Source organism: Bradyrhizobium sp. SZCCT0231 (genome assembly GCF_018130245.1).
GTDB lineage: Bacteria > Pseudomonadota > Alphaproteobacteria > Rhizobiales > Xanthobacteraceae > Bradyrhizobium > Bradyrhizobium japonicum_F.
Genome location: NZ_JAFCKP010000011.1, coordinates 1 through 17,222 on the forward strand (window position 1 = coordinate 1; position 17,222 = coordinate 17,222).

The 17,222-nt window shown below is 64.9% G+C and carries 23 protein-coding genes; 12 read left to right on the top strand and 11 right to left on the bottom strand.

From position 1 onward, the window contains the following. Positions 1-507 precede the first annotated feature (507 nt). The gene (locus JQ566_RS22850) at positions 508-1,350 is read right to left on the bottom strand and encodes an AAA family ATPase (protein ID WP_018641030.1); all 843 of its coding nucleotides are present in this window, start codon (positions 1,348-1,350) and stop codon (positions 508-510) included. 108 nt (positions 1,351-1,458) lie between these two features. Continuing rightward, the gene (locus JQ566_RS22855) at positions 1,459-1,704 is read right to left on the bottom strand and encodes a GlsB/YeaQ/YmgE family stress response membrane protein (protein ID WP_183244798.1); all 246 of its coding nucleotides are present in this window, start codon (positions 1,702-1,704) and stop codon (positions 1,459-1,461) included. 123 nt (positions 1,705-1,827) lie between these two features. Between JQ566_RS22855 and JQ566_RS22860 the strand changes: the two genes are divergently transcribed. The 3 genes from JQ566_RS22860 to sseA all read left to right on the top strand — a co-directional run bounded on the left by JQ566_RS22860 (position 1,828) and on the right by sseA (position 4,562). Next, positions 1,828-3,003 carry a vWA domain-containing protein gene (locus JQ566_RS22860; RefSeq protein ID WP_128927389.1) on the top strand — a complete coding sequence of 392 codons (1,176 nt, stop codon included), beginning with the start codon at positions 1,828-1,830 and terminating at the stop codon, positions 3,001-3,003. Between the two features lie 153 nt (positions 3,004-3,156). After that, positions 3,157-3,570, top strand: a complete 414-nt coding sequence (locus tag JQ566_RS22865; RefSeq protein WP_212375864.1) for a rhodanese-like domain-containing protein — start codon at positions 3,157-3,159, stop codon at positions 3,568-3,570. A 134-nt stretch (positions 3,571-3,704) separates the two neighbouring features. Beyond that, positions 3,705-4,562: a 3-mercaptopyruvate sulfurtransferase gene (sseA, locus tag JQ566_RS22870; protein WP_212375867.1), complete on the top strand. Its 858-nt coding sequence runs from the start codon at positions 3,705-3,707 to the stop codon at positions 4,560-4,562. Positions 4,563-4,626: 64 nt separating this feature from the next. Here sseA and JQ566_RS22875 read toward each other — a convergent pair whose 3' ends face one another. Then, a complete protein-coding gene (locus JQ566_RS22875) occupies positions 4,627-5,406 on the bottom strand; it encodes a hypothetical protein (protein WP_212375870.1) in 780 nt (259 codons plus the stop codon). A 367-nt stretch (positions 5,407-5,773) separates the two neighbouring features. On the opposite strand from JQ566_RS22875, the gene JQ566_RS22880 reads away from it, so the two are divergent. Further along, entirely contained in the window at positions 5,774-6,967 is a 1,194-nt protein-coding gene (locus JQ566_RS22880) for a L,D-transpeptidase family protein (protein WP_212375873.1), read from the top strand. A 72-nt stretch (positions 6,968-7,039) separates the two neighbouring features. Here the strand turns inward: JQ566_RS22880 and JQ566_RS22885 are convergent, their stop codons facing one another. Together JQ566_RS22885 and JQ566_RS22890 are read right to left on the bottom strand one after the other, a co-directional pair. Further along, positions 7,040-8,002 carry a D-2-hydroxyacid dehydrogenase family protein gene (locus tag JQ566_RS22885; RefSeq protein ID WP_212375876.1) on the bottom strand — a complete coding sequence of 321 codons (963 nt, stop codon included), beginning with the start codon at positions 8,000-8,002 and terminating at the stop codon, positions 7,040-7,042. A gap of 128 nt (positions 8,003-8,130) precedes the next feature. After that, complete coding sequence (locus tag JQ566_RS22890) at positions 8,131-8,346, bottom strand: hypothetical protein (RefSeq protein WP_212375878.1); 216 nt, start codon at positions 8,344-8,346, stop codon at positions 8,131-8,133. A gap of 233 nt (positions 8,347-8,579) precedes the next feature. Here JQ566_RS22890 and ettA point away from each other — a divergent pair, with 233 nt between their 5' ends. Together ettA and JQ566_RS22900 are read left to right on the top strand one after the other, a co-directional pair. Next, positions 8,580-10,229 carry an energy-dependent translational throttle protein EttA gene (gene ettA / locus JQ566_RS22895; RefSeq protein WP_212375881.1) on the top strand — a complete coding sequence of 550 codons (1,650 nt, stop codon included), beginning with the start codon at positions 8,580-8,582 and terminating at the stop codon, positions 10,227-10,229. Positions 10,230-10,236: 7 nt separating this feature from the next. Further along, complete coding sequence (locus tag JQ566_RS22900; RefSeq protein ID WP_212375884.1) at positions 10,237-11,463, top strand: lytic murein transglycosylase; 1,227 nt, start codon at positions 10,237-10,239, stop codon at positions 11,461-11,463. A 77-nt stretch (positions 11,464-11,540) separates the two neighbouring features. Here JQ566_RS22900 and JQ566_RS22905 read toward each other — a convergent pair whose 3' ends face one another. Together JQ566_RS22905 and JQ566_RS22910 are read right to left on the bottom strand one after the other, a co-directional pair. Next, positions 11,541-11,822, bottom strand: coding sequence for a hypothetical protein (locus JQ566_RS22905; protein WP_212375887.1), 282 nt, complete (start codon positions 11,820-11,822; stop codon positions 11,541-11,543). A 211-nt stretch (positions 11,823-12,033) separates the two neighbouring features. Further along, the gene (locus JQ566_RS22910; protein ID WP_100235450.1) at positions 12,034-12,354 is read right to left on the bottom strand and encodes a hypothetical protein; all 321 of its coding nucleotides are present in this window, start codon (positions 12,352-12,354) and stop codon (positions 12,034-12,036) included. Positions 12,355-12,487: 133 nt separating this feature from the next. On the opposite strand from JQ566_RS22910, the gene JQ566_RS22915 reads away from it, so the two are divergent. The 3 genes from JQ566_RS22915 (at position 12,488) to bfr (ending at position 13,851) form a co-directional block, all read left to right on the top strand. After that, the gene (locus JQ566_RS22915) at positions 12,488-12,796 is read left to right on the top strand and encodes a hypothetical protein (RefSeq protein ID WP_212375889.1); all 309 of its coding nucleotides are present in this window, start codon (positions 12,488-12,490) and stop codon (positions 12,794-12,796) included. 161 nt (positions 12,797-12,957) lie between these two features. Then, on the top strand, positions 12,958-13,230 hold the full coding sequence (locus JQ566_RS22920) for a (2Fe-2S)-binding protein (RefSeq protein WP_212375892.1): 273 nt from the start codon (positions 12,958-12,960) through the stop codon (positions 13,228-13,230). Between the two features lie 132 nt (positions 13,231-13,362). Beyond that, on the top strand, positions 13,363-13,851 hold the full coding sequence (bfr, locus tag JQ566_RS22925) for a bacterioferritin (protein WP_211406973.1): 489 nt from the start codon (positions 13,363-13,365) through the stop codon (positions 13,849-13,851). A gap of 209 nt (positions 13,852-14,060) precedes the next feature. On the opposite strand, the gene JQ566_RS22930 is transcribed toward bfr, so the two are convergent. After that, the gene (locus JQ566_RS22930) at positions 14,061-14,663 is read right to left on the bottom strand and encodes an MSMEG_1061 family FMN-dependent PPOX-type flavoprotein (RefSeq protein WP_212375895.1); all 603 of its coding nucleotides are present in this window, start codon (positions 14,661-14,663) and stop codon (positions 14,061-14,063) included. Positions 14,664-14,820: 157 nt separating this feature from the next. Next, complete coding sequence (locus JQ566_RS22935) at positions 14,821-15,174, bottom strand: hypothetical protein (protein WP_212375898.1); 354 nt, start codon at positions 15,172-15,174, stop codon at positions 14,821-14,823. 231 nt (positions 15,175-15,405) lie between these two features. Here JQ566_RS22935 and JQ566_RS22940 point away from each other — a divergent pair, with 231 nt between their 5' ends. Both JQ566_RS22940 and JQ566_RS22945 read left to right on the top strand, forming a co-directional pair. Continuing rightward, positions 15,406-15,675 (top strand): DUF2277 domain-containing protein, encoded by a 270-nt coding sequence (locus JQ566_RS22940; RefSeq protein WP_212375901.1) that lies wholly within the window; start codon positions 15,406-15,408, stop codon positions 15,673-15,675. Positions 15,676-15,769: 94 nt separating this feature from the next. Beyond that, positions 15,770-15,985, top strand: coding sequence for a hypothetical protein (locus JQ566_RS22945; protein ID WP_212375904.1), 216 nt, complete (start codon positions 15,770-15,772; stop codon positions 15,983-15,985). A 9-nt stretch (positions 15,986-15,994) separates the two neighbouring features. Here JQ566_RS22945 and JQ566_RS22950 read toward each other — a convergent pair whose 3' ends face one another. After that, a complete protein-coding gene (locus tag JQ566_RS22950) occupies positions 15,995-16,510 on the bottom strand; it encodes a collagen-like protein (protein ID WP_212375907.1) in 516 nt (171 codons plus the stop codon). Positions 16,511-16,668: 158 nt separating this feature from the next. On the opposite strand from JQ566_RS22950, the gene JQ566_RS22955 reads away from it, so the two are divergent. Beyond that, positions 16,669-16,911, top strand: coding sequence for a hypothetical protein (locus tag JQ566_RS22955; RefSeq protein ID WP_212375910.1), 243 nt, complete (start codon positions 16,669-16,671; stop codon positions 16,909-16,911). On the opposite strand, the gene JQ566_RS22960 is transcribed toward JQ566_RS22955, so the two are convergent. Further along, positions 16,908-17,156: a helix-turn-helix domain-containing protein gene (locus JQ566_RS22960; protein ID WP_212375913.1), complete on the bottom strand. Its 249-nt coding sequence runs from the start codon at positions 17,154-17,156 to the stop codon at positions 16,908-16,910. The two genes, JQ566_RS22955 and JQ566_RS22960, sit on opposite strands and share 4 nt — an antisense overlap. Between the last annotated feature and the right edge of the window lie 66 nt (positions 17,157-17,222).

A 17,222-nucleotide genomic window follows, 5' to 3' on the forward strand; every position in this document is an offset into this window, starting at 1 on the left:
GCGCTTGGGCGGCACCTGCGCGAGCCTCCCCGAAAACGTCGGTATCAATCCATGCCTGCGCTACCTTAACGCCTATGCGGTCTTCCCTGCGCCCTCTTTCTTTGGGGCGATGGAATGAAGCAAATCTCGGGCGGAATGCGCCGCGAGGCTGCGAAGGTGCGTCTGCGACTGCGATGCGAGTTGGGGGACGCCGCCGTTGCCGCTTGCTCCGTCATCGCGAGGAGCGCTTGCGACGAAGCAATCCAGACTGTTTCCGCGGAGGGATTCTGGATTGCTTCCGCCTTCGCCAAGGCTTCGGCGGACAAGTCGCTGCGCTCGCAATGACGATGGGGAAGCAGGCGCGTGCCACACTCTCACTGTCATCGCCCGGCTTGACCGGGCGCCCAGTATTCCAGAGGCGGCTGTGATGGAGCCGAGAGGCTGCGGCGTACTGGATTCCCCGCCTTCGCGGGGAATGACACCAATGCTTTGAGCGACAGCGGAGTGCTATCGCGAGTGAGCCCGAGCCTACACTTCCCGTCGGCTCAAGAACGCCAGCCGCTCGAACAGATGCACGTCCTGCTCGTTCTTCAGCAGCGCGCCGTGCAGCGGCGGGATCAGTTTGCGCGGGTCGCGCTCGCGCAATTGCTCGACGCTCATGTCCTCGTTGAGCAGCAGCTTGAGCCAATCGAGCAGCTCCGAGGTCGACGGCTTCTTCTTCAGGCCCGGCACCTCGCGCACCTCGAAGAAGATGCGCAGCGCCTCTTCCACCAGGCGCTTCTTGATGCCGGGGAAGTGGACGTCGACGATGCGGCCCATCGTGTCGGCGTCGGGGAACTTGATGTAGTGGAAGAAGCAGCGGCGCAGGAACGCGTCCGGCAGCTCCTTCTCGTTGTTGGAGGTGATCATCATGATCGGGCGCTGCTTGGCCTTGATCGTCTCGCCGGTCTCGTAGACATGGAATTCCATGCGGTCGAGCTCGAGCAGCAGGTCGTTGGGGAATTCGATGTCGGCCTTGTCGATCTCGTCGATCAGGAGCACCGGGCGCTGCTCGGCGGTGAAGGCCTCCCACAGCTTGCCGCGCTTGATGTAGTTCTTGATGTCGGACACGCGCGCGTCGCCGAGCTGGCTGTCGCGCAGGCGCGACACTGCGTCGTATTCGTAGAGGCCCTGCTGCGCCTTGGTGGTCGACTTGATGTGCCAGGTCAAAAGCGGCGCATTCAGCGCCTTGGCCACTTCCTCCGCCAGCACCGTCTTGCCGGTGCCGGGCTCGCCCTTCACCAGGAGCGGGCGCTCGAGCACGATCGAGGCATTGACGGCGACCTTGAGGTCGTCGGTCGCAACATAGTCCTTGGTGCCGGTAAATTTCATTGCGCGTCCTTGTTGGTCGTCGTCGCAAGGCTGTTGCCCAATATCATGGCCTCGGTCACGACAAGCGAACGGCCGCTCGCGGCGGCCGTTCCTGGTTCGGTCAGGCTTTCAGACCCGTTTTATCAGCGAAAGGATGACCAGCACAATCACCGCGCCGATGGTGGCGTCGACGATGGCACCTAACGTGCCGGTGGCAAGCCCGATGTGCAGCTGTGGCAGAACCCAGCTCGCCACCAGCGCGCCGATGATGCCGACGACGATGTTGCCGACCAGCCCAAATCCCGCCCCGTGGACAATCTTGCCCGCGAGCCAGCCTGCGATCGCGCCGATGATGAGCGCTGCGAGAATTCCCATTGCAAACGTCCCCGAAACAACCCCTTGAGGCGGTCAATTCTAGAGCAAAAAGCCTCCCGGTCCAGCACAGAGCGATCGTCTCCGCCCCTTGACGTTCGCCACCCGACGGGCAATCTGTCACCCATGTTCCTGCAATTCTTCACTTCTCTGCGCGACGCGCAGGTCCCCGTGACGCTGCGCGAATACCTCACGCTGATGGAGGCGCTCGACGCTGACCTTGCGGACTACACGGTCGAGAATTTCTACTATCTGTCGCGCGCCTCGCTGGTGAAGGACGAGCGCAATCTCGACAAGTTCGACCGCGTCTTCGGCACGGTGTTCAAGGGGCTGGAAAACCTGCTCGACGCCATGGAGAAGGCCGAGATCCCCGAGGAGTGGCTGAAGAAGCTCGCCGAAAAGTACCTGACGGAAGAGGAGAAGAAGCAGATCGAGGCCATGGGCTGGGACAAGCTCATGGAGACCTTGAAGAAGCGCCTCGAGGAGCAGAAGGGCCGTCACCAGGGCGGCTCGAAGTGGATCGGCACGGCGGGCACCTCGCCGTTCGGCGCCCACGGCTACAATCCCGAGGGCGTCCGCATCGGCCAGGAGAAGAACCGCAACAACCGCGCCGTGAAGGTGTGGGACAAGCGCGAGTTCAAGGACTTGGACGGCAATGTCGAGCTCGGCATCCGCAACATCAAGGTGGCGCTGCGGCGCCTGCGCAAGTTCGCGCGCACCGGCGCGCCCGACGAGCTCGATCTCGACACCACCATCCGCGAGACCGCCAATCATGGCTATCTCGACGTCCACATGCGCCCCGAACGGCGCAACGCGGTGAAGCTGCTGGTGTTCTTCGACATCGGCGGCTCCATGGACGCGCATATCGAGCAGGTCGAGGAGCTGTTCTCGGCGGCGAAGAGCGAGTTCAAGCACATGGAGTATTTCTACTTCCACAACTGCCTCTATGAAGGCGTGTGGAAGCAGAACAAGCGCCGCTTCACCGACCGCACGCCGACCTGGGACGTGCTGCACAAATACCCGCACGACTACAAGGTCGTGTTCGTTGGCGATGCCTCGATGTCGCCTTACGAGATCATGGTGCCGGGCGGCTCGGTCGAGCACGTCAACGAGGAGCCCGGCTCGGTCTGGCTCGACCGCATCATCCGCACCTATCCGCATGCGGTGTGGCTGAACCCGGTGCAGCAGAAGCACTGGGACTATTCGGAATCGACCACCATCATCAAACGCATTTTTGCGAACCGGATGTATCCGATCACGATCGAGGGGCTGGAAGGTGCGATGAAGGAATTGACGCACTGATGTCTCCCGTCGTCATTCCGGGGCGCGACGCAGTCGCGAACTTTGATGCGCAATTGCGCATCAGAGAATCCATCGGGCCGCAGCGCATGTAGAGGAATGGATTCCGGGTTCGCGCTGCGCGCGCCCCGGAATGACAACAAGAGGGAGAACCATATGCCCCAGACCATCACCCGCGGCATCAAGGCGCTGATCGACGAGGCCAATGCCGAGATCGAGACGCTCTCGGCCAAGGATGCGATCGAGATCTCAAAGAACGGCGACGTCGTCATCGTCGACATCCGCGATCCCCGCGAGATCGAGCGCGACGGCCGCATCCCCGGCGCCTTCGCCTGCACCCGCGGCATGCTCGAATTCTGGATTGATCCGCAGAGTCCCTATGCCAAGCCGATCTTCCAGGAGGACAAGAAGTTCGTGTTCCACTGCGCCGGCGGCCTGCGCTCCGCGCTTGCCGCCAAGACCGCACAGGACATGGGCCTCAAGCCCGTCGCCCACATCGCCGGCGGCTACGCCGCCTGGCGCGACGCCGGCGGCCCGACGGAGCAATGGGAGCCGAAGAAGAAGGGGTAGATTGGACGCACACAACCAGCCACAACGTCATGCCCGGGCTTGTCCCGGGCATCCACGTCTTAGCCGCAACGAAGAACGTGGATGGCCGGGACAAGCCCGGCCATGACGACTGAGACAATTGCCGGAGCATGCCCATGACCACCGCCACCGACCCCCTCGTCTCCACCGACTGGCTCGCCGCCCACATGGGCGACGCCAACGTCAAGATCCTCGACGCCAGCTTCAAGCTGCCGGGCGTGCTGCCGCTGCCGAAGGACGACTACCTCGCTGCGCACCTTCCGGGCGCCGTGTTCTTCGACGTCGACGCGGTGTCGGATCATTCCAACCCGCTGCCGCACATGTTTCCGAGCGCCGAGCAGTTCGGCCGTGACGTCGGCAATCTCGGCATCGGAAATAGCGATACCGTCGTGCTCTACGATGCCGGCGGCTGGGTCGCAGCACCCCGCGCGTGGTGGATGTTCCTGTCCTACGGCCACGGCAATGTGCGCATCCTCAATGGCGGGCTGAAGAAGTGGCGCGCCGAAGGACGGCCGGTCGAGAGCGGCGAGGTCAAGCCGAAGCCGGCGACCTTCAAGGCGAGCTACGACGCAAACCGCGTGCGCAGCATGCAGCAGCTGATCGCCAACGTCGAAAGCCGCAAGGAGCAGGTGATCGACGCGCGCGCCGCCGACCGCTTCGAGGGCCGCGCGCCCGAGCCGCGGCCGGGCATCCGCTCCGGCCACGTCCCGGGCGCCCGCAACGTGCCCTACAATCTGCTGTTCGATGCGGCGACCGGTGAGATGAAGCCACTCGACGAGCTCCGCGCCGCCTTCACGAACGCCGGTGTCAAGTTGGATGCACCAATCGTGACGAGCTGCGGCTCGGGCGTGTCGGCGGGCGTGCTGACGCTCGCGCTGTATCGCCTCGGCATCACCGACACCGCGCTCTATGACGGCTCCTGGTCGGAATGGGGCCAGGCCGGCGGCCCGCCGATCGCGACCGGGCCGGCGTGAGATCGCAGCCACGATGACGGTGCGCCCCCTCGCCCCGCAAGCGGGGAGAGGCGAAGAAGGGGCATCAACGCGTGCGCGTGGTCGTCGTCGCGAAAGTCTGCGGCTGGCCGAACGGATCGAGCTGCTGCTGCAATTGCTGAGGCGGCAGCGGACGCCGCACCACGCGGTGACTTTTCTTGGCCTTCGCCTTGCGCTTGGTCGCCTTGCTGTCCGATGCGCTACTGTCCGACTTGTTGCTCTCGGCCTTGGCCTTCGCCGGCGCATCCTTCACGGTCGTCGTCGCCGGCTCGTTCAGCGCGGCGAGCCTCGCGGAGGCGACATCAAGTGCCGAGGCGGCGAGGGCGGCACTGGGGTCAACAGGCGCCGGCTCGCTGGCGGTTGCGGCAGGCTTGGCCTCGGGGATCGCGGCGGTGGTGTCGGCCGGGGTAAGCGTGTCGGTGGAGGCCGGCACTGCGGCCTCCATCGTTGCTTCGGGCTTGGCCGGTTCGACAGCCGGCACGTCTGCCAGGGGCGCGGCGACCTGCGGCTGAACGTCGGTGTCGGTCGCCAGCGCGGCAACCTGTTCGGGCTCGCTCGCCGGCAGTCCAATGGTCGGCACCTGGTCGCGCAGCGATGGCGTGGTCTCGGCGGGCAGCTCCGGTTCGGCCCGCAACACCGCGAGCACCGGCTGGGCCGGCTCGGGCACTTGCACAAACACCTGCTCCTGCGGGCCGTTCCGCCAGGAGGGGGTGCTGACATACTGCTGATGGGTCGCCCGTAGCAGCGCCGCGGCCCCTAGGCCGAACACCAGGATGGAGGTTGACAGCAGGATCGCGGCAAACAGGAAGCGAAAGCCGGGAAGCATCGAGCGATTGCGAATTTCCGCCCCGGCGGCGAGGTGGCCAGGGCCCAAGAGCCATCTGAACGCGGTGACGGTACTGCTTGCCGCGCTCGCCACGCGGGACCGGAGTTCAAAAGGGTGGCGAATCAGGCTGATTCGACCATATCGCAAGGCTTCCGCATCGTTCCGTTAAAATCGCGGCCGAACATCGCGGCAATTCATGGCGCGATACGATTTCAGCCCCGTGATGCAACGGGGCAACGATCGTCTTGCGGATCACAAATCAGGAAATCCGGCGCAAATCGGCCTGATATGTCTTGAATGTGCCGCTATCTTCCGTCATCTGGCCGTTAACGGTCCGATCGGGCTTGGGGACTATACAAGAGCGATGATGATCAAACACTTTCTGACGATATGCGCTGCCGCAACAGTCGCTGCGGCGGGAACCTCGCTCGCTCAGGCTCAGAGCTATCCGGTCCAGCAGGCGCCGAGCTATGGCGCCCCGGCCGAATATCGGCCCGGTGACCGCACGCCGAATTTCGACGCGCTGGACGAAGACGACGACGCGATGCCGCAGGCCTCGCTGCCGCCGCCCGGTCCGGTCGATGATCCGCGTTACGGCCGCCCCGCCGGCCCGCCGGTCTACTCCGCCGCTCCGCCGCAGGGTCCGGTGATGTCGCCGGACGATCCCCGTTATGGCCGTCCGGCTGGCGCTCCGGTCTATTCGGCGGCGCCGCCCCAGGGCCCCGTGATGTCGCCCGATGATCCCCGCTACGGCCGGCCCGCCGGTCCGCCGCCGGTGATCTACGCCAATCGCCCGGGCCAGCAGGCGCCCGCCAATGATGGCCTGCGTCCGCCCGAGGCTGTGGGCGGTCCCGCCGCGACCGGGGCGGTCCAGGCCGCGCAGCCGCCCGTTGGCGCCGATGGCCGGCCGATGACGTTGGCCTCGCTGCCGCCCGAGGAGCAGCCCGATGCTGCGCCGGTGCAGCTGCCGCCGAACCTGCGCCGTCAGGAGGTCGCATTCCAGACCAAGGAGCCGGCCGGCACGCTCGTGGTCGATACCCCCAACACCTACCTCTATTACGTGCTCGGAGGCGGCCGTGCGATCCGCTACGGCGTCCGCGTCGGCCGCGATGGCTTCACCTGGACCGGCGTGCAGAAGATCACCCGCAAGGCCGAGTGGCCGGATTGGCATCCGCCGACCGAGATGATCGAGCGTCAGCCTTACCTGCCGCGCTTCATGGCGGGCGGCCCGGGCAATCCGCTCGGCGCCCGCGCGATGTATCTCGGCTCGACCGTCTACCGCATCCACGGCACCAATCAGCCTTCGACGATCGGCAAGTTCGTCTCCTCCGGCTGCATCGGCATGCTGAACGAGGACGTCTCGGACCTGTTCGATCGCGTCAAGGTCGGCACCCGCGTGGTGGTGATGCCGGGCGGCCCGCCGCCGGGAACGGCGACTGCCTCCGCTGCGCCGACGCCGAGCGCTGCCGGGCCGGCTCCGATGTCCGCCCAGGCTGGCCCCGTTCCGGGTACGCAGCCGACCGTGGTGCCCCCGCTGCCCGCGCCGGTCACCGTGCGCTGACGCTGCGAGAGAATTTCGAATTGCGATGGGCGTGCCTTGGCACGCCCATCGTCGTTTGAGGCCAGTGTCGTTTCAGGCCAGCCTGCGCGGCAACTCGCCGCCTTTGGTGAAGGCGTCGATCGCCTCGACCATCTGGCCGTAGTGGATGCGCAACCCGTCCGCGGTCGCGTAGCCGAGATGCGGCGTCAGCACGAGATTGTCGAGCTTGCGGAAGGGATGGTCGACCGGCAGCGGCTCGATCGAGAAAACGTCGAGCCCGGCGCCCGCGATCTTGCGCTGCTGCAAGGCCTCCAGCAGCGCCTGCTCGTCCACGATCGGCCCGCGCGCGGTGTTGACGAGAAAGGCGGTCGGCTTCATCCGCGCAAGGTCGGCAGCTCCGACCAGCCCGCGCGAGCGATCGCTCAGCACCACATGGATGGTGACGATGTCGGCCTTCGCGAACAGCTCCTCCTTCGTGGCGTAACCGACGCCGGCCGCGGCGCACTTCTCCGGCGTCAGGTTCGGACTCCAGGCGATCACGTTCATGCCGAACGCTTTCGCGATCCCCGCCATCTTGCTGCCGAGCTTGCCGAGCCCGACGATGCCGAGCGTCATGCCTTCGATCTCGATGCCGGCAAAGCTCTGCCAGGGCTCGCCCGCATGCATGCGCGCATTCTCGCGGCCGATGCCGCGGGTCAGCTCCAGAATCAGGCCCATGGTGAGCGGCGCCGTCGGGTCGCGCGAATATTGCGTGCCGCCGACGGCCACATTGCGCGCCTTCGCAGCCTCCATATCGATGGAAGCGTTGCGCATGCCTGAGGTCAGCAGCAGCTTCAGCTTGGGCAGCTTATCGAACAGGCTCTTGGGGAAGGCGGTGCGCTCGCGCATCGCGCAGATGACGTCCAAATCCGCCAGTGCGCTCGCCGCCGCCTGCTCGGAGGCGAAGGGATGGCTGAACACGGTGACGTCAACACGGTCCGACAGCTTCGGCCAGTCCGCGACGTCGAGGGCGAGGTTGAAATAGTCGTCGAGAATTGCACAGCGCAGCCGGCTCATCGGCGTTCATCCATGGCGAGAGGTGGCGGCGCAAGTGGGCGCCATCGTCGGAACCGGGCCATGGTTGCGCGCAATCGCGCCAGCGCGCAAGCAGCCTGCGTCTTCAAAAGTCCGATAGGAAAGTGGGCTCAGACGTCGCGGGGCTTGAGACGGAACGGCGCATCCATGCCGTGCTTGGCGCGCCAGGCGGGACCGGGTCCACGCATGTAGTGCAGCTCGGGCCGGTAGGGATTGAAGGCGGTGGCGAAGAAGCGCTTCCAGAAACCTCTGACCTCCGAGACGAACCCGGAGACGTGGCCGGCGACTGCCGGAACAGGAAGAGTGTTGGTCTCGATCAGAGCCATGGTCGGCCTCGCTGTGCTCCCCGTTCGTTCTGAGCGGGTGGCGCTGTTTCCGCGCGAAATCGAGCTTTGGCCTGCTTTATTAAAAAATGGTTTCAATTGTCCGGATCGGTGGCCGGATGGTGTCCGTCCCGTATTCATCCGTGGTGAACGGAGGGAAAACGTTGCCCTTTGGGGGCGGGATCGTTACATCGGCGGCAAGCAAATTCCCTCAAATCGAAGGTTTCACGGGACCGATGGCGCGCCAGTTCATCTATTTCATGCAGGGCCTGACCAAGAGCTACCCGACCCGGAAGGTGCTCGATAACATCCATCTGAGCTTCTACCCGGACGCCAAGATCGGCGTGCTCGGCGTCAACGGCTCGGGTAAGTCGACGCTGCTCAAGATCATGGCCGGCCTCGACAAGGAATATACCGGCGAAGCCTGGGTCGCCGAGGGCGCCCGCGTCGGCTATCTCGAGCAGGAGCCGCAGCTGGACCCTGCGCTTTCCGTGCGCGAGAATGTCATGCGGGGCGTCGCCAAGCAGAAGGCGATCCTCGACCGCTACAATGAACTCGCGGTCAACTATTCGGACGAGACCGCCGACGAGATGACCAAGCTGCAGGACGAGATCGAGGCCCAGGGCCTGTGGGATCTCGACAGCAAGGTCGACCAGGCCATGGACGCGCTGCGCTGTCCGCCCGACGATGCCGACGTGACGAAGCTCTCCGGCGGTGAACGTCGCCGCGTTGCGCTGTGCCGCCTGCTGCTCGACCAGCCCGAGCTGCTGCTGCTGGACGAGCCCACCAACCATCTCGACGCCGAATCCGTGTCGTGGCTGGAAGGCCACCTTCGCAACTATCCCGGTGCGATTCTGATCGTCACCCACGACCGCTACTTCCTCGACAACGTCACGGGCTGGATCCTCGAGCTCGATCGCGGCCGCGGAATCCCGTACGAGGGCAACTACTCGTCCTGGCTGGTGCAGAAGCAGAAGCGTCTGGAGCAGGAAGGACGCGAGGACGCAGCGCACCAGAAAACGCTCGCTCGCGAGCAGGAATGGGTCGCTTCCTCGCCCAAGGCCCGCCAGGCCAAGTCGAAGGCGCGCTACCAGCGCTATGAGGAACTGCTCAAGAAGGCGAGCGAGAAGCAGACCCAGACCGCGCAGATCATCATCCCGGTTGCCGAGCGGCTCGGCGCCAATGTGGTCGATTTCGACGGCCTCAGCAAAGGCTTTGGCGATCGCCTGCTGATCGACAACCTCACTTTCAAGCTGCCGCCCGGCGGTATCGTCGGCGTGATCGGCCCCAACGGCGCCGGCAAGACCACGCTGTTCAGGATGATCACCGGCCAGGAGAAGCCGGACTCCGGCACGATCACGGTCGGCGAGACCGTGCATCTCGGTTACGTCGATCAGTCGCGCGACGCGCTCGACGGCAAGAAGACCGTGTGGGAGGAGATCTCCGGCGGCAACGAGCTGATCCTGCTCGGCAAGAAGGAAGTCAATTCACGCGGCTATTGCTCGTCGTTCAACTTCAAGGGCGCCGACCAGCAGAAGAAGGTCGGCGCGCTCTCCGGCGGTGAACGCAACCGCGTGCATCTTGCCAAGATGCTGAAGTCCGGCGCCAACGTGCTGCTGCTCGACGAACCCACCAACGACCTCGACGTCGACACGCTGCGCGCGCTCGAAGAGGCGCTGGAGGACTTTGCCGGCTGCGCCGTCATCATCAGCCACGACCGCTGGTTCCTCGACCGCATCGCGACACATATCCTGTCCTTCGAAGACGACAGCCACGTCGAATGGTTCGAGGGCAACTTCCAGGATTACGAGAAGGACAAGATGCGCCGGCTCGGCCAGGACAGCATCATTCCGCACCGCGTGAAGTACAAGAAGCTGACGCGGTGATGGCGGCATGATGCGGCGGGCGCTCATCGCTGCGGTGATCGTCGTCACCTGCGGCTGGTCGTCCGCCCGCGCCGCCGACGCCGCCTTCACGCAGTTCATCGCCTCGCTGTGGCCGGAAGCGCAGGCAGAAGGCGTCTCGCGCGCGACATTCGACGAGCAGACGCGCGGGCTCGAGCCTGACTACAAGCTGCCGGACCTGATCCTGCCGGGACGGCCGGCGACCGGTGCGCCGTCGCAGGCCGAGTTCGTGCAGGTGCCGGCCGACTACGTCAAGGAAGCCTCGATCGCGCGCCTTGCCGGCGAGGGCCAGCGGCTGCTGCAGAAATATCGTCCGGCTCTTGGCTCAATCGAGAAAAGCTCGGGCGTGCCTGCCACCGTCATGCTCGCGATTTGGGGCCGTGAGACCGACTATGGCCGCTACACGCTGCCTTACGATCTCGTCCGCGTGCTGGCGACACAGGCCTATGTCGGCCGGCGCAAGGATCAGTATCGCAACGAGTTCATCCTCGCGCTGAAGATCCTCGGCGAAGGCGTGGTGACGCGGAAGGACATGCGCTCGTCCTGGGCCGGCGCCACCGGGCTGACGCAGTTTCTGCCCTCGGAATATTACAAGCACGGCGTCGACTTCGATGGCGACGGCCGCATCGATATCTGGCACTCGGTGCCGGATGCGCTCGCCTCCGCCGCACAGCAGCTCGTCAACAAAGGCTGGCAGAGCGGGGTGCGCTGGGCTTACGAGGTGCAGGCGCCAGCGAAGGTCGATTGCACCACCGGCGTGCCCGAGGTGACGAAGCCGATCGGCCAATGGCTGCGCGACGGGTTTGTGCCGGTGCGGGGCCAAAAACTCAGCGCCGCCGAGCAGGCGCAGCCGGCCTCGCTGCTTCAGCCCGAAGGCATCTATGGCCCGTCGTTCCTGACGACGAAGAACTACTTCGTCATCAAGGAGTACAATTTCTCCGACCTCTACGTGCTGTTCGTCGGCCATCTCAGCGACCGCATGACGAGCCCGCTGCCGTTTGCAACGCCCTGGTCGGCTTCGAAGCAATTGCGCACGAAGGATGTCGAGACCATGCAGCGCGGGCTCACCCGCGTCGGGCTCTACAAGGACAAGATCGACGGCAAGGCCGGCATGCAGACGCGTGCCGCGCTCGGCGCCTACCAGAAGTCGGCGGGACTCAGGGTCGATTGCTGGCCGAGTGAAGAGGTGCTGCGTTCGATCCTGGCGGCGCGATAGCGTATGCAAAGAAAAAGCCCGGCCGATGGTCTCGGCCGGGCTCTTGATCGCGGCGCGCATGCGCCAAGGCGATCAGATCAGTAGCAGACGCGAACCGGGCGGCTGACCCAGCCGTAGCCGTCCCAATAGCGCTCACGGCGCCAGTAGCAGGGCGCGGGCGGCGGGGGCTCGGCAACGTAAACGGGGCCGCCATAGGCGGGACGGCTCGACGCGATGGCGCCGCCGACGATGGCGCCGCCGATCAGGCCGGCTGCGATGCCGGCGCCGACGCCGTCATGCGCCTTCGCGGACGGAGCGGCAGTCACCAGCGAACCGGCGACCGTCGCAACCGTGAGGGCGGCAACTAAAGTCTTGTTCATGCTCTTGGCTCTCCTGGGAGATGGGTTCCTCCTGTTAGAGGCGCCCGGGTTTCAAAGGTTCACGCACACTCTGATGGAATTGGCCTTGCAGCTAGGAAGCGCGCAAATGGTCAACCCACGGTAAACGCACACGGAGCTGTGACGAGAAAAAGCGGTCTTTTTCAGGCCCTGAGATGAACGGCACATCCGCAGTGAACCGGCTTGGAGTGCCTCAGCCGCAGACTCGGACGCGGCGAACGCGCCAGGCATAGCCGTCCCAGAAGCGCTGCTTCTGCCAGACGCAACCGCCGTAATAGTCGTCGGCAACATAGCCGGGACCGGGGGCGTAGTAGCGCGGCGGGTAGTAGCCCGGCTCATAGTAGCCATAGCCGGGTCCGTAATAATACGGAGAAGCCAGCGCGCCGCCGACAATGGCGCCGCCGATGATCCCGGCCGCCACGCCGGCTGCGACGCCGCGCTGGGCATGGGCCGGTGTTCCGGCCGCCAGGGCCAGGGTGGCGACGGCAGCGACCGCCAGGAGCGACTTCTTCATTGGCTTGACCTTTCAGACGAACACGCGGGAACCCTTTGGGGCGCAAGGTTCCATACTTCGCTTGAATGATCAATGAACGGCGCCTTTGCCGGAGACGACCAATTGACATGGGCCCCAGCCTCACCGGGAGACGATGATGGGCAACGCGATGGTCAATGCATTGATTGCTGCCGGAATCGTTTCCGCGATCGGCTACGGCTGGATCGCACACCTCCAGAACCGGGCACGGCGCTCCCGCGCAGCGGCCGGCAGCGGCGGAGGGAGTAGCGGCGGCGACAGCTACTCCGGAACGAGCGACGGCTTCTCGCTGGGAAGCTGGTTTTCCGGCGGCAGTTCGGGGAGCTCGACCGACGGCGGCAGCTGTTCGAGCGGCGATAGCGGCAGCAGCGGCGGCGACTGCGGAGGCGGGGGCGACGGTGGAGGAGGTGGTGGTGGCGACTAGAGCCCCGCAAATCTTGATCCAGCGCAACAGCTTATTTTAGAGCCGTTCTAGGCTTTGATCGGGCCAGTTTGGAATAGCTTCAAATACCGGTTTTTCCTTTTGCATCCGACCGGCCCGTTAAATATCGATGATGGCGCATCACCGAAGGGCCTGCCGCTTCCATGATCGTTTGTTCCTGTAACGTGCTGAGCGATGACGACATCCGCGCCGCGGTCGCCGAGTCCGACGATGCCGTGCGCCACGCCAAGCAGGTCTATGGATGTCTTGGCTGTAGTGCCGAATGCGGTCGCTGTGCCCGGACCATCAAGACCATCATCGACGAAGCGCTCGGCCCCTGCGCCCAGTCCTGCTGCGCCGGCTGCCCCCACGGCCACACCGTGGTGGCCAATGACGAGACGGCCGGATCCGCGCTTTTCGCCCTCGCGGCCTGCTAAAAACTTCCGCAACGTCGGCTGAGCTTTTCCCCGGCTGCGTCCGCGTGGCTGATTGCCCTTGTCCGCAAACTCATTTAGAAGCATTCTAAATTCGGCTAGGGCCGATTTGGACTGCAAGAGCTGGAGTGAACCATGCAGGGCGACCCAAAGGTCATCGACTATCTCAACAAGGCGCTGCGTCACGAGCTGACTGCGATCAATCAGTACTGGCTGCACTACCGCTTCCTCGACAATTGGGGCCTCCTCGACATGGCCAAGGTCTGGCGCAAGGAGTCCATCGAGGAGATGGAGCACGCCGACAAGCTCACCGCGCGCATCCTGTTCTTCGACGGCTTCCCGAACATGCAGGTGCTCGATCCCCTGCGCATCGGCCAGAACGTCAAGGAGATCATCGAGTGCGATCTCGCTGCCGAGATGAGCGCGCGGGCGCTGTACCAGGAAGCGGCGACCTACTGCCACGGCGTCAAGGACTACGTCACGCGCGACCTGTTCGAGAAGCTGATGAGCGACGAGGAGCACCACATCGACTTCCTCGAAACCCAGCTTGACCTGATCGGCCGCATCGGCCTCGAGCTCTACACCCAGAAGCATGTCGGCGGGCTCGAGGGCGAGGGGCATTAAGCTCCGGGGGCAGCCGCACACCCGGTGTCGTCCCTGCGCAAGCAGGGACTCATACCGCGGAATCTATCGATCGTCGCCAGTAGCAGTACCGACGACGAGTCTTCGCCAAACGATGTCCTGTGACTATCGCGACGAGCGCAAGCGCTCGCGCGGAGATCCCGGATCTGCGCTTCGCTGGTCCGGGACGACACCTGTGATTGCGGAACGACCTACAACTGCGTCTTGTAGATTTCTTCCACGGTCTCCTGGCTCGCCGGTTCCCCTAAGCCGGTCTGCTCGTGAATGACCGTGACGATGCTCGGCATCACCGAGCGCTGCATCTTGTCCGCCGACCACAGCTTCGAGCGCATCAGCGCCTTGCCGCAGTGGAAATAGACTTCGCTGACGGCGACGCTCAGCACCGCGCGCGGCGGCTTGCCGAATTCGACCATCGAGGCGAGCAGATCCGGATCGGCCGACAGCGTGCCGCGTCCGCCGACGCGCAGCGTCTCGTCGATCCCCGGCACGAAGAACAACAGATGCACGAAACCCGAGCCTTCGACGACGTTGCGAAAACTGTCGATGCGGTTGTTGCCGGAGCGGTCCGGCATCAGCAACTGGTTGGGACCGGCGACGCGGACGAAGCCGATGCCGCCGCCGCGCGGCGAAGCATCGACGCTGCCGTCCGCGCCCGAGGTTGCGAGCACGCAGAACGGCGACATCTCGATGAACTTCTTCGCATGCGCATCGATCGCGGGCCGTGCCTTCGCGATCACGCGCGGGCTCGGCCTGGCATAGATGGTGGCGAGGTCTTCGGCGCTAAGATCGGTCAACGGCATGCCTCCGCTTCAGTTTGGGCCAAAGCTATCCGATCAGGCGTGTCCAGCCAACGAAATCCATCGTGTTTTATTGTTTGAGCATGATCTCCGCGCAAACGCGTTCCGCGTTTGTCGCGAGGGAAAACCGCTGCACACTTTCCCGGATCATGCTCTAGACCGCATCCGCCGGCACGAAGCAGCTGATGATGACGGCACCGCGGTGGTGAACGTACCACACCACGGCCTGGCCAACCGGATTGCCGCGATCGCGGATGATGGCGCGCTCAGGCACCTCCATCCATTGTCCCTCGATCGGCACCCAATAGGTGCCGCCGCGCACGTCGTAGTCGGTGCGATGGCCATCGGAGATGTCGCAGCAGGGCACGCCATTCGGCGCGATCACGCTCTTGAACCAGGCGCGGATGTCGGGCGGGACGTGATCATATTGCCCGTTGTCGAATGCGAATGCGGCGCTCGTCAGCGCCGTCGTCGCAGCCAGCCAAACGCACAGTGCCATCCTGTGCATGCGGTCCTCCTCGTCGCGCCTTGCCATTCGCGCATGATTCGTCCGCGCGTCGATTCGACTATTGAGACGATTAAGCCCGAGCTGTCAGTGCATTGCATGCTCAAATAATATGCGGCGGCGGAGCGCCGCATATGATGCATTGCGATATGAGCGCGTTCCTGGGGTGCGGGGATGGATGTAGGATTTCGGCGCCGCTGATCGTCCTTGAGGGAAACTTCCGGAGACCCCTGCATGTGCCGCAACATCAAGACGCTGTTCAACTTCGAGCCGCCGGCGACGGAGGATGAGATTCACGCCAGCGCGCTGCAGTTCGTGCGAAAGCTGTCGGGTTTCAACAAGCCGTCGCAGGTCAACGAGGCGGCGTTCGAGCGTGCGGTGGCCGAGGTCTCCGAGGCCGCACGAAAACTCCTGACGTCGCTGCATACGCATGCCCCGGCGCGCGACCGTGACGTTGAGGCGGAAAAGGCGAAAGAGCGCTCGCGGCTCCGCTTCGGTTCGTGAGCTCGAACAACGCGCTCCGTGATCTGGCTCACGGTATCTGCTGCCTCAGCTTGCGATGGTGGTGGCCGGGGTTTCGATCGCCCGGAGCACGACCATGAGCCGCCCCCTTCTTCCTTTGAAAGCAGGTGCCATCGTCTTCACGCTGCTATGGACCGCGTGGATGATGTGGTGGAGCGGCTCGTTCTCGAGCGCGAACGTGATCGTCCTCGCGCTGTGCGGAGCGGCGGTCGGCTATCTCTGGTATCGCGCCATGCGCTGGCAGTTCGAGCGCATGGGCATGTTGTCGCGGCGCGAGGATCGGCCGAAATAGGCTGGTCTGCTAGTCCTTGTGGTCGTGCTTCTTCTTTTTCTTTTTCTTCTTGTGATCGTCGCCGTCATCGCTCTCGTCATCGACGATTGCCGCGCCGGACTCCTGGACTGCGGCCTCGAGCGCTTCGCGCTCGGCGGCTTCGCGCTCGCGCTGGCGGCGGCGTTCGTCCCAGGCGTCGAAGAGCTGGTCGAGCCACGGCAGCACTTGCTCGATCGAAGGCAATTGGCCGGGCGGACCCGGCTCGCCGCGCGGGCCTTGCGGTCCCGCGGACCCCTGCGGTCCGGCAGGCCCCGGCGCGCCGGCGGCGCCGCGCGGGCCGGCTTCGCCCTGCTTGCCTTGCGGACCGGGCTTGCCGGGCGGGCCGGCCTTTCCGATCGGTCCCGGCTTGCCCTGCGGCCCCGGCTTGCCGCGCGCCCCGTCGGGACCGCGCCGGCCCGGATGACCCTGCGGCCCCGGCCGTCCCGGCTCGCCTTGCCGCCCGCGCGGACCCTGAGGTCCCTGCCGTCGTCCCTGATCGTCTGCCACGCCACTGCTCCCTTCACCCGAAGCAAGCTACTTAGCGGCGTTTGACGACAGCAGCAATTCTGCCCGCGCATCGTGCCGAGCTTGATCAACATCAATCGGTCGGGCCAGCGGCCGTGTCATCGATCGCGCACGGCCACACCCCATGCGAGGAGCGACCGATGCGCGCAGCGTGGAAGGTCTTTTGCCTGTTCGCTGTCATTCTCGCGGCCTCGCTCGGCCTCGATCACCTGCTGGTGCCTGACATCGTCCCGGTCGCGTTCGCCGAGGAGCCGCAACCGTCATGGGCTGTCATGACGGCCTTCTTGCTCCGTGCGGTCGAACTGATCGCCGGCTCGGTCGCGATGATCGCGCTTGCGGTCATCGTCGGTGGACTGATCCAGCGGCGCGTCCTCACGCGCTAGTCTTGATAGGCAGGCACGTCGATACCGGAGGCGGCATAGAGCCTGATCTTGTTGCGCAGCGTGCGCACCGACAGGCCGAGAACACGCGAGGCGCGCGTGCGGTTGCCGTCGCAGCGCGCCAGCGTCTGGAGTACGAGCTCACGCTCGACCTCGTCGACGGTGGCGCCGATCAGAAGCGGAACGATCTGGTTTGGAGCAAAGAATTGTGCGTCCGGCTCGGACGCAGCGACATGAACAGTGGTCATCAACACCTCCCGACCAACGCCCGCTTCCATCGTTGGAAGCGGATCGAGAACCAACGACCCCCAAGC

What these genes read in the sequence shown, in the direction of transcription:
- JQ566_RS22850 (WP_018641030.1), bottom strand. Translation starts at nt 1,350, where the DNA reads ATGAAATTTACCGGCACCAAGGACTATGTTGCGACCGACGACCTCAAG.
- JQ566_RS22855 (WP_183244798.1), bottom strand. Translation starts at nt 1,704, where the DNA reads ATGGGAATTCTCGCAGCGCTCATCATCGGCGCGATCGCAGGCTGGCTC.
- JQ566_RS22860 (WP_128927389.1), top strand. Translation starts at nt 1,828, where the DNA reads ATGTTCCTGCAATTCTTCACTTCTCTGCGCGACGCGCAGGTCCCCGTG.
- JQ566_RS22865 (WP_212375864.1), top strand. Translation starts at nt 3,157, where the DNA reads ATGCCCCAGACCATCACCCGCGGCATCAAGGCGCTGATCGACGAGGCC.
- sseA (WP_212375867.1), top strand. Translation starts at nt 3,705, where the DNA reads ATGACCACCGCCACCGACCCCCTCGTCTCCACCGACTGGCTCGCCGCC.
- JQ566_RS22875 (WP_212375870.1), bottom strand. Translation starts at nt 5,406, where the DNA reads ATGCTTCCCGGCTTTCGCTTCCTGTTTGCCGCGATCCTGCTGTCAACC.
- JQ566_RS22880 (WP_212375873.1), top strand. Translation starts at nt 5,774, where the DNA reads ATGATCAAACACTTTCTGACGATATGCGCTGCCGCAACAGTCGCTGCG.
- JQ566_RS22885 (WP_212375876.1), bottom strand. Translation starts at nt 8,002, where the DNA reads ATGAGCCGGCTGCGCTGTGCAATTCTCGACGACTATTTCAACCTCGCC.
- JQ566_RS22890 (WP_212375878.1), bottom strand. Translation starts at nt 8,346, where the DNA reads ATGGCTCTGATCGAGACCAACACTCTTCCTGTTCCGGCAGTCGCCGGC.
- ettA (WP_212375881.1), top strand. Translation starts at nt 8,580, where the DNA reads ATGGCGCGCCAGTTCATCTATTTCATGCAGGGCCTGACCAAGAGCTAC.
- JQ566_RS22900 (WP_212375884.1), top strand. Translation starts at nt 10,237, where the DNA reads ATGATGCGGCGGGCGCTCATCGCTGCGGTGATCGTCGTCACCTGCGGC.
- JQ566_RS22905 (WP_212375887.1), bottom strand. Translation starts at nt 11,822, where the DNA reads ATGAACAAGACTTTAGTTGCCGCCCTCACGGTTGCGACGGTCGCCGGT.
- JQ566_RS22910 (WP_100235450.1), bottom strand. Translation starts at nt 12,354, where the DNA reads ATGAAGAAGTCGCTCCTGGCGGTCGCTGCCGTCGCCACCCTGGCCCTG.
- JQ566_RS22915 (WP_212375889.1), top strand. Translation starts at nt 12,488, where the DNA reads ATGATGGGCAACGCGATGGTCAATGCATTGATTGCTGCCGGAATCGTT.
- JQ566_RS22920 (WP_212375892.1), top strand. Translation starts at nt 12,958, where the DNA reads ATGATCGTTTGTTCCTGTAACGTGCTGAGCGATGACGACATCCGCGCC.
- bfr (WP_211406973.1), top strand. Translation starts at nt 13,363, where the DNA reads ATGCAGGGCGACCCAAAGGTCATCGACTATCTCAACAAGGCGCTGCGT.
- JQ566_RS22935 (WP_212375898.1), bottom strand. Translation starts at nt 15,174, where the DNA reads ATGCACAGGATGGCACTGTGCGTTTGGCTGGCTGCGACGACGGCGCTG.
- JQ566_RS22940 (WP_212375901.1), top strand. Translation starts at nt 15,406, where the DNA reads ATGTGCCGCAACATCAAGACGCTGTTCAACTTCGAGCCGCCGGCGACG.
- JQ566_RS22945 (WP_212375904.1), top strand. Translation starts at nt 15,770, where the DNA reads ATGAGCCGCCCCCTTCTTCCTTTGAAAGCAGGTGCCATCGTCTTCACG.
- JQ566_RS22955 (WP_212375910.1), top strand. Translation starts at nt 16,669, where the DNA reads ATGCGCGCAGCGTGGAAGGTCTTTTGCCTGTTCGCTGTCATTCTCGCG.
- JQ566_RS22960 (WP_212375913.1), bottom strand. Translation starts at nt 17,156, where the DNA reads ATGACCACTGTTCATGTCGCTGCGTCCGAGCCGGACGCACAATTCTTT.